Raw genomic sequence first — 6,891 nt, 5'->3', positions numbered from 1 at the left:
AGGCTTTCGGCAACCGCTCTTGTCCCGCCGGCAAAAGCGTTGTATTCAAACACACCCATCGGACCATTCCAGATAATCAGCTTTGACTCTTTCACAATCCGGTCATAGGTTTCGCGTGTTCTCGGTCCGATATCCAGCGCTTCCCAATCGGCAGGGATTTCTTTAATATCGACGATTTTAGTGTTGGCATCTGCGGAAAAATCATCCGCCACCACAACATCTTCCGGCATGACAAAATGAACGCCTTTATTTTGTGCTTTTTGCATGAATTCTTTTGCCAAATCAATTTTATCTTCCTCAAGTAAGGAATTGCCAATCTCATAGCCTTGTGCGTTCACAAACGTATAGGCAAGACCACCGCCAATGATCAGGTTATCGACTTTATCCAATAAGTGGTCAATCACGTTAATTTTATCTTTGACCTTGGCACCGCCGATGATGGCTGTAAACGGCCGATCGGGATTTTCCAATGCTCTGCCAAGTACATCAATTTCTTTTTCCATTAAAAAGCCGGCTGCAGCGGGCAGTTTTTCCGCCACACCTGTTGTTGACGCATGTGCCCGGTGTGCTGTACCGAATGCATCGTTAACGTACAAATCAGCCATATCAGCAAAAGCCTTTACTAAATCAGGATCATTCGTTTCTTCACCCGGCTCAAAGCGGAGATTTTCAAGCAATACGATGTCACCATTGCTGACTTGTGATAAGGCCTCATTCACCTCTTTCCCGTAAACAGCATCGGTTTTAACCACTTCTTTCCCAAGCAGTTCACTTAGGCGCTCCGCAACTGGATCAAGCCGCAATTCTTCAACTACACTGCCCTTTGGCCGTCCAAGATGACTTGCCAAAATGACCGTTGCCCCATTTTTCGCCAAATACTCAATGGTCGGCAGTGCTGACCTGATTCGCGTGTCGTCTGTTACCTTGCCATCTTTCATGGGTACATTGAAATCCACACGGCAAAACACTTTTTTGTTATTGACATCAAGATCATGCAGTGTTTTTTTGTTCATGTCAGAACCTCCTGCTCAGCTAGTATGTACACTGTCTATTATACATTTAAAAAGGAGGAGGATATAGTCCTCCCCCTTTATAATTTATCTTAAAATCCCTGTTTGCCGATATACACTGCCAAATCAACACAACGTGCGGAATAGCCCATTTCGTTGTCGTACCATGAAACGACTTTTACCATGTTATCTTCCATGGTCATCGTTGACTGGGCATCAAACAATGAGGAGTACGTGCTGCCGACAATATCACTGGAAACGAGCGGTGCCTCACTGTAGCCGACAATGCCTTTTAACCCTTCTTCTTCAGCAGCAGTCTTAAATGCTTCATTCACTTCTTCTCTAGTCACATTTTGATCCAGTTCAGCGACCAGATCAATCAGTGAGCCGTCCGGTGTCGGTACGCGTACTGCCATACCGTTCAGTTTGCCTTCTAATTCAGGCACAACTTTGCCGACAACTTTAGCAGCACCGGTTGTTGTCGGAATAATATTCTGTGCTGCTGCACGTGCACGGCGGTAGTCTTTATGCGGCAAGTCTAAAATCTGCTGGTCATTCGTATAAGAGTGAACAGTCGTCATCAGACCGCGCTTAATACCAAATTTATCATGTAATACTTTCGCAAGCGGTGCAATCGAGTTTGTCGTGCAGGAAGCATTGGAAACGATATGGTGTTTCTCAGGATCATAGTCTGTTTCGTTAACACCCATGACCATTGTCAAATCTTCCTGTTTAGCCGGTGCTGAGATAATTACTTTCTTCGCACCTGCATCAAGGTGTTTCTTCGCATCATCGCGCTGCGTGAAGCGGCCGGTTGATTCAATGACGATATCCACGCCAAGATCGCCCCAGCCAAGATCAGCAGGGTCACGTTCCGACAGTACTTTAATCTCTTTACCACCGACAACAATGTTTGAGCCACTAACCGTAACTTCTTCGTCAAGTACACCGTGAACGGAATCATACTGCAATAGATGTGCCAGCATATTCGCATCCGTTAAGTCATTGACGGCAACAACATCAACGTCATCATTTTTTAGTGCCTGACGAAAAACATTGCGTCCGATACGTCCAAAACCATTAATTCCCATTTTAATTGCCATTTGAAATTCCTCCTCATGACTATTGGTCATATTTATTTCAAAGGGAAGATTTTTCCCTTAAAATCGCTTCCGCTGCCGCTTCATCAGTTATCAAAAGGTCACTCCTGCCTTGTTTAAAATACGACGTGATGGCCTGTGCCTTTGATTTGCCGCCTGCCACAGTAACGACTGTCTGACTGCCTTCCGTTAAATCATCCATGTGAAGGCCAATCGTCCTTACTTTGTGGACAACGCTGCCATCAGCATCAAAATAGTAACCAAATGCCTCACTGACAGCTTTTTCTGTTTTCAGTTTTTGAATAATATCTTTTGATGTTTTACGCCTCTGCGCCATTGTGATGGCATCACCTATTCCATGCAGAACGAAGGAAGAGCCCTGAATAAGCTTTAACACCTCAATCACAGCAGGTTCTTTTATCATCGTTCTGTATGATGTCTCGCTTAAAGGATCCGGGACATACAACAGCCTGTAACGTCCTTTTGCCTGCCTTGCCATTTTGGCAGCAATGGTATTGGCCTGATTCTCTTCTTTTTCACCGATGCCGCCCCTGGCCGGGACAAACAGACAATCCCGATTATCATTGAAAGGATTCATCATATCAGCAACTGCAGCCATGGTTGTGCCACCTGTGACAGCAATCGTCTGATCCGATGGCATGCGTTTTTTCAAAAATGACACACAGGCTTTTCCCATTTCTTGTTTTACCCAATCGTGTTCATCGCTATTACCGGGAACAATCATAATATTGTCCAATTGCAATATTTCCTGCAATTGTTTTTCTAAAACATTCAGGCCCATTATTTCATGCATGACGTCTGCTAATTGGTCAATTACTAATTTCCCCTCTTTCGTCAATTGCATTCCTTTTGATGACATATGAATCAGATTTTGTCTGGCAAGAACATCGACCTCACTCCGCACATGCCGTTCAGTGAGATGCGTGTTGTCAGCCAGGGCACGTCTGCCGATCGGCTGCAAAAGCTCAATATTCTGGAGAAGCACATACCGTTCCTGCATCATTTCCAGCAAGTCCGGATATAATTTTTTCTGCATGTCAATCAAGTTGTGCATGTAAAATACTCCTTGTTGGGTCATGAAACGTCCCGGAATGTAATATTCTGTCCCGCTGCAGGCAAAAAAATATAGTCAGCACTTTCCATTACAAATTTATTTTATCATACATGGCATATTATACAAACAAAATGTTTTTGGAGGACAGGGGGCAGACGATTTGTCCCAGTTAAAGACCGGTGTTTGTGTCACTTTGCAGACTCCTCTAAGGCACGCTCCAGCGACTCATAACTGATCTGTTCACAGTTTAGCGTTATATCCTTTATTTGTACAACAGGAATCTCCAGCTGATATTTTTCCAGCCATTCGTCGTTCGTATAAATATTCCTTTCTTCTATTTCAAGCGGGTAGTCATGCTGTAATAATTCAAGTATGGCAAGTGCATTATCGCATAATGGGCAATTTTCTTTTGTATAAAAAATAACGTGTTGCATACTGTCCCCTCCATTATCTCACATGTAATGGACAGTAATACGGCAAGAAACGCCAGGTAACTGTCCCTAAATGTCTAAATCTGTTCGCTCCTGCCCATAAAGGCGTTGTAACAGGACAAGGAAAGCTTGCGGCAGCGACACACCGCACGAAAAAAAAGTGCTTTTCCTTTTTCGAGGACGCCCAAGTACTTAGCCTTTGTTCCTCTGCTTCAGTGGAGTAAAGCGCTCCACTGAATGAAGTTTCACTTTATCCCGCATCTAACGGAAAATAATACGCCAAAATACGGCGGCTAATTTTCCGTAAATGCCCGATTCGGTTCAACTAACATTCAGTGGAGTAAAGCGCTCCACTGAATGAAGTTTCACTTTATCTTCGTTTCGTTGACGCTGGTATTCCCAGCTGTTCACGGTATTTCATTACCGTCCGACGGGCAACTCTAATGCCAAATTCTTCCAGAAGTCGATTTTTGATCGTCTGATCTGACAACGGCTTTTGTTTGTCTTCATTTTTGATCAATTCAGCTATTAATTGCTTAATAACAAACGAAGCAGTCTGCTGCCCGTTTTTCTGTTTGACACCCGGCTGCAGAAAAAATTTCAGCGGAATAATGCCTGTTTTTGTCTGCACATATTTATTGGTGATCGCCCGGCTGACTGTGGAAATGTGCATATCCAGTTCTGCAGCAATTTCTTTTAACGTTAATGGCTGAAGCATAAACGCACCATGTTCAAAATACATACGCTGTTTCTCTACAATTTTTTCGATCACTTTTTCCAATGTGCTGCCCCGGAACTGGATCGCCTGTTTCAGCCAACTGACCTGATTGGACTTTTCCTTTAAGAAGTCGGCTGCCTGTTTTTCATCCACACGGAGATTCCTATAGGATTCATTGATTTTAATAGTTGGTGAATGCCATTTATAAAAGGAAATTTTCCAGTTGCCATCTTCCTCATAAATATATGCTTCCGGAATAATATACTCTGTATTCTTTATAGATATAATCTGGCCCGGTTTTGGATGACAAGATTGGATTTGTCTAACAATCTCTTCTGCTTCGTCCTCGCTCACATGAAAATAATCACCGATTTCAGTGATATTTTCATCGGCAACCCATGCCAAATGATCGGTCAGAAGTTCCGGCAAAAACGGCTCGTGATCAGGCAGCTGCAGCAGAATACATTCCTGAAGACTCCGTGCTCCAACACCTTTGGGTTCCAGCATTTGGATCCACCGTAAAGCCTCTTCCACTTGATCAGCCGTTTTATCACACTGTTCCGCCCAAACTTCCATTTCGATATCCAGGTACCCGTCTTCATTCAATGAATCTATCCCGAAAAGAACGGTTTGTCTTAAATCATCCGGTACATCAATTGAGTAAAGCTGGCTTTTGAGGTGTTCATACATTGTCATTTCTGCTTGATTGATTTCGCCAATTGGCGTTTCATTTGGGTTGGCTTGTTTAAAACTGCTTATCTCGTAGTCGAAATTCACTTCCTCGATTAAAGGGTTTTCTTTGGCTATTTCCTTTATATACTCAACCACTTCGATCCCGGAATACTGCAGCAGATGAATCGCTTGAATAAGCGACTGATTCATCTTAAGCTGTAATTTCTGTTCCTGGACAATTGCCGGCCGCATCTTGGATCTCCCCTTTAATCCTGACTAATTCCATTTTGCCACAAAATAGACAAAAACTCACGTTCAGAAAACATGAACGTATGAAATTTTGTGATATGTATCACATCACGTGACGTTTCCCGTGTATACAATAAAATCAAATAAAGCAAAGCTGGTGCTTAATTATGCCATGGGAAGTTCGTCAAGCGCTTTTATTCGTGCATATTTTGCTTGCCATAACCTGGGTTGGCGGTATTTTGTTTATCGGCTGGGGTGTTTACCCTGCTGTCCGAAAAATGGTTTTCATACAACAGCGGCAAGTGTTGCTTGCACTCATGCAATGGTCGCACAAATTTTTGACGGGCGCCGGGGCCGGTGTCATCATCACCGGGATTTTACTCGGAACTGTATTCGGCCCGATCAGCCAATGGCGTGACTTGTGGGAGACTAGATACGGGAATATTTGGTTGTCAGCGTTAATCATAGGGTCCGTTACACTGTTGTGGGGAATTTTTGTGGGATATCGGCAATCAATCAACGTGTTTTCACAAAGTAAGCTATGGCAGCAAGCCGATTCCGGGGATAAAAAGCCATTATTAAAAGCCCTGGCAAAAGTCGCATTGCTCGAATCAGTTGAGGTTATCGGTTTTATGGCACTCATTGTTCTGATGATTTTATTATAAGTCAAGGAGGCTGAAGGATATGCTACAGTCCGCAGTCAATCACAAGGAAGAAGTCTACTATTATCGTGCATCATGGCTTCAGCTGTTTCGTCCAATGACACTGACCGGGACAATCACCCCGATATTAGTCGGTACGGGATTGGCAGCCCTTCAGGGGGGATTCCGTGTTGATGTATTTTTAGCAATGCTTATGGCAGCGCTATTCATTCAATCAGCAACAAATCTATTTAATGACTATTATGATTTTCAGCATGGGCAGGATCATGATAAATGGATAGCTGATGCTTCGGCGGCACGAGGGCCTGCTCATCATACAGTTCCATATCTAGCCATCACGATGATTTGTGCCGCTGTCATCATTGGATTTTGGCTAGCCGTCCAAAGTACGTTCTGGATTATACCTGCAGGCATTGCCGGAATTATTTTTGGTTATCTTTATTCGGCTGGTCCGCGTCCGCTGTGTTCTATCGGTTTGGGCGAAACAGTGGCATTCACGTTTCTCGGCCCGGTTGTCACGATATTAAGCTATATTGTTCAAGGCTATACACTGGATTTCACAATCGCATTCGTCTCTCTGCCGTTTGCTTTTATGATTGCATCGATGATTCTGACTAATAATATACGGGATATCGAAAAGGATCATACATTCCGAAATACATTGGCAACGCTGCTGGGCCGGAAACATGCAGTCCATTTGCTGATTACATTACTGACACTGCCCTACCTGACAGTTCTCGCACTGGTACTGGCAGGTGTCGTTCCAGCAGCATCGATTATAGTTTTGCTGGCCTTGCCTGCAGCTGGCCGTTTGCGCTGGTCTTTCCGAAAAGGAGCTTCAAGGCCTGATGAACTGAGCGGGATGAAATGGGCGGCATGGCATCACTGGGCGTTTGGTCTGTTATTTGCATTGGGCGTATGGCTATAATTTTAGAAGAAAACCGCTTAAAAACAAATGACAGTGTTTTAAAAAG

The 6,891-nt window shown here is 43.8% G+C and carries 7 protein-coding genes; 2 read left to right on the top strand and 5 right to left on the bottom strand.

What is annotated here, in order from left to right; translation table 11 throughout:
• From VK080_RS14350 to rpoN, 5 genes are all read right to left on the bottom strand, one after another.
• Positions 1-1,013, bottom strand: a 1,013-nt coding sequence (locus VK080_RS14350; protein WP_324225457.1) for a phosphoglycerate kinase, incomplete at its 3' end; no start/stop codon positions are given.
• An 89-nt stretch (positions 1,014-1,102) separates the two neighbouring features.
• Positions 1,103-2,113, bottom strand: a complete 1,011-nt coding sequence (gap, locus tag VK080_RS14345) for a type I glyceraldehyde-3-phosphate dehydrogenase (RefSeq protein WP_324225456.1) — start codon at positions 2,111-2,113, stop codon at positions 1,103-1,105.
• Between the two features lie 37 nt (positions 2,114-2,150).
• Positions 2,151-3,185, bottom strand: a complete 1,035-nt coding sequence (locus tag VK080_RS14340; RefSeq protein WP_324225455.1) for a sugar-binding transcriptional regulator — start codon at positions 3,183-3,185, stop codon at positions 2,151-2,153.
• Positions 3,186-3,373: 188 nt separating this feature from the next.
• A complete protein-coding gene (locus VK080_RS14335) occupies positions 3,374-3,619 on the bottom strand; it encodes a glutaredoxin family protein (RefSeq protein ID WP_324225454.1) in 246 nt (81 codons plus the stop codon).
• Positions 3,620-3,986: 367 nt separating this feature from the next.
• Positions 3,987-5,258 carry an RNA polymerase factor sigma-54 gene (gene rpoN / locus VK080_RS14330; RefSeq protein WP_324225453.1) on the bottom strand — a complete coding sequence of 424 codons (1,272 nt, stop codon included), beginning with the start codon at positions 5,256-5,258 and terminating at the stop codon, positions 3,987-3,989.
• A gap of 164 nt (positions 5,259-5,422) precedes the next feature.
• Here rpoN and VK080_RS14325 point away from each other — a divergent pair, with 164 nt between their 5' ends.
• On the top strand, positions 5,423-5,920 hold the full coding sequence (locus tag VK080_RS14325) for a hypothetical protein (RefSeq protein WP_324225452.1): 498 nt from the start codon (positions 5,423-5,425) through the stop codon (positions 5,918-5,920).
• A gap of 19 nt (positions 5,921-5,939) precedes the next feature.
• Entirely contained in the window at positions 5,940-6,845 is a 906-nt protein-coding gene (locus VK080_RS14320) for a prenyltransferase (protein ID WP_324225451.1), read from the top strand.
• The last annotated feature ends 46 nt before the right edge of the window (positions 6,846-6,891 follow it).

Source organism: Lentibacillus sp. (assembly GCF_035301925.1).
Classification (GTDB): Bacteria; Bacillota; Bacilli; order Bacillales; family Amphibacillaceae; genus Lentibacillus.
Note: the sequence above shows the minus strand (reverse complement) of the source record. Positions and strands in the feature narration are given on the sequence as shown.

Bases quoted from the DNA above. Each gene is read 5' to 3' on its own strand.
- gap (WP_324225456.1), bottom strand. From the start codon at position 2,113: ATGGCAATTAAAATGGGAATTAATGGTTTTGGACGTATCGGACGCAAT.
- VK080_RS14340 (WP_324225455.1), bottom strand. From the start codon at position 3,185: ATGCACAACTTGATTGACATGCAGAAAAAATTATATCCGGACTTGCTG.
- VK080_RS14335 (WP_324225454.1), bottom strand. From the start codon at position 3,619: ATGCAACACGTTATTTTTTATACAAAAGAAAATTGCCCATTATGCGAT.
- rpoN (WP_324225453.1), bottom strand. From the start codon at position 5,258: ATGCGGCCGGCAATTGTCCAGGAACAGAAATTACAGCTTAAGATGAAT.
- VK080_RS14325 (WP_324225452.1), top strand. From the start codon at position 5,423: ATGCCATGGGAAGTTCGTCAAGCGCTTTTATTCGTGCATATTTTGCTT.
- VK080_RS14320 (WP_324225451.1), top strand. From the start codon at position 5,940: ATGCTACAGTCCGCAGTCAATCACAAGGAAGAAGTCTACTATTATCGT.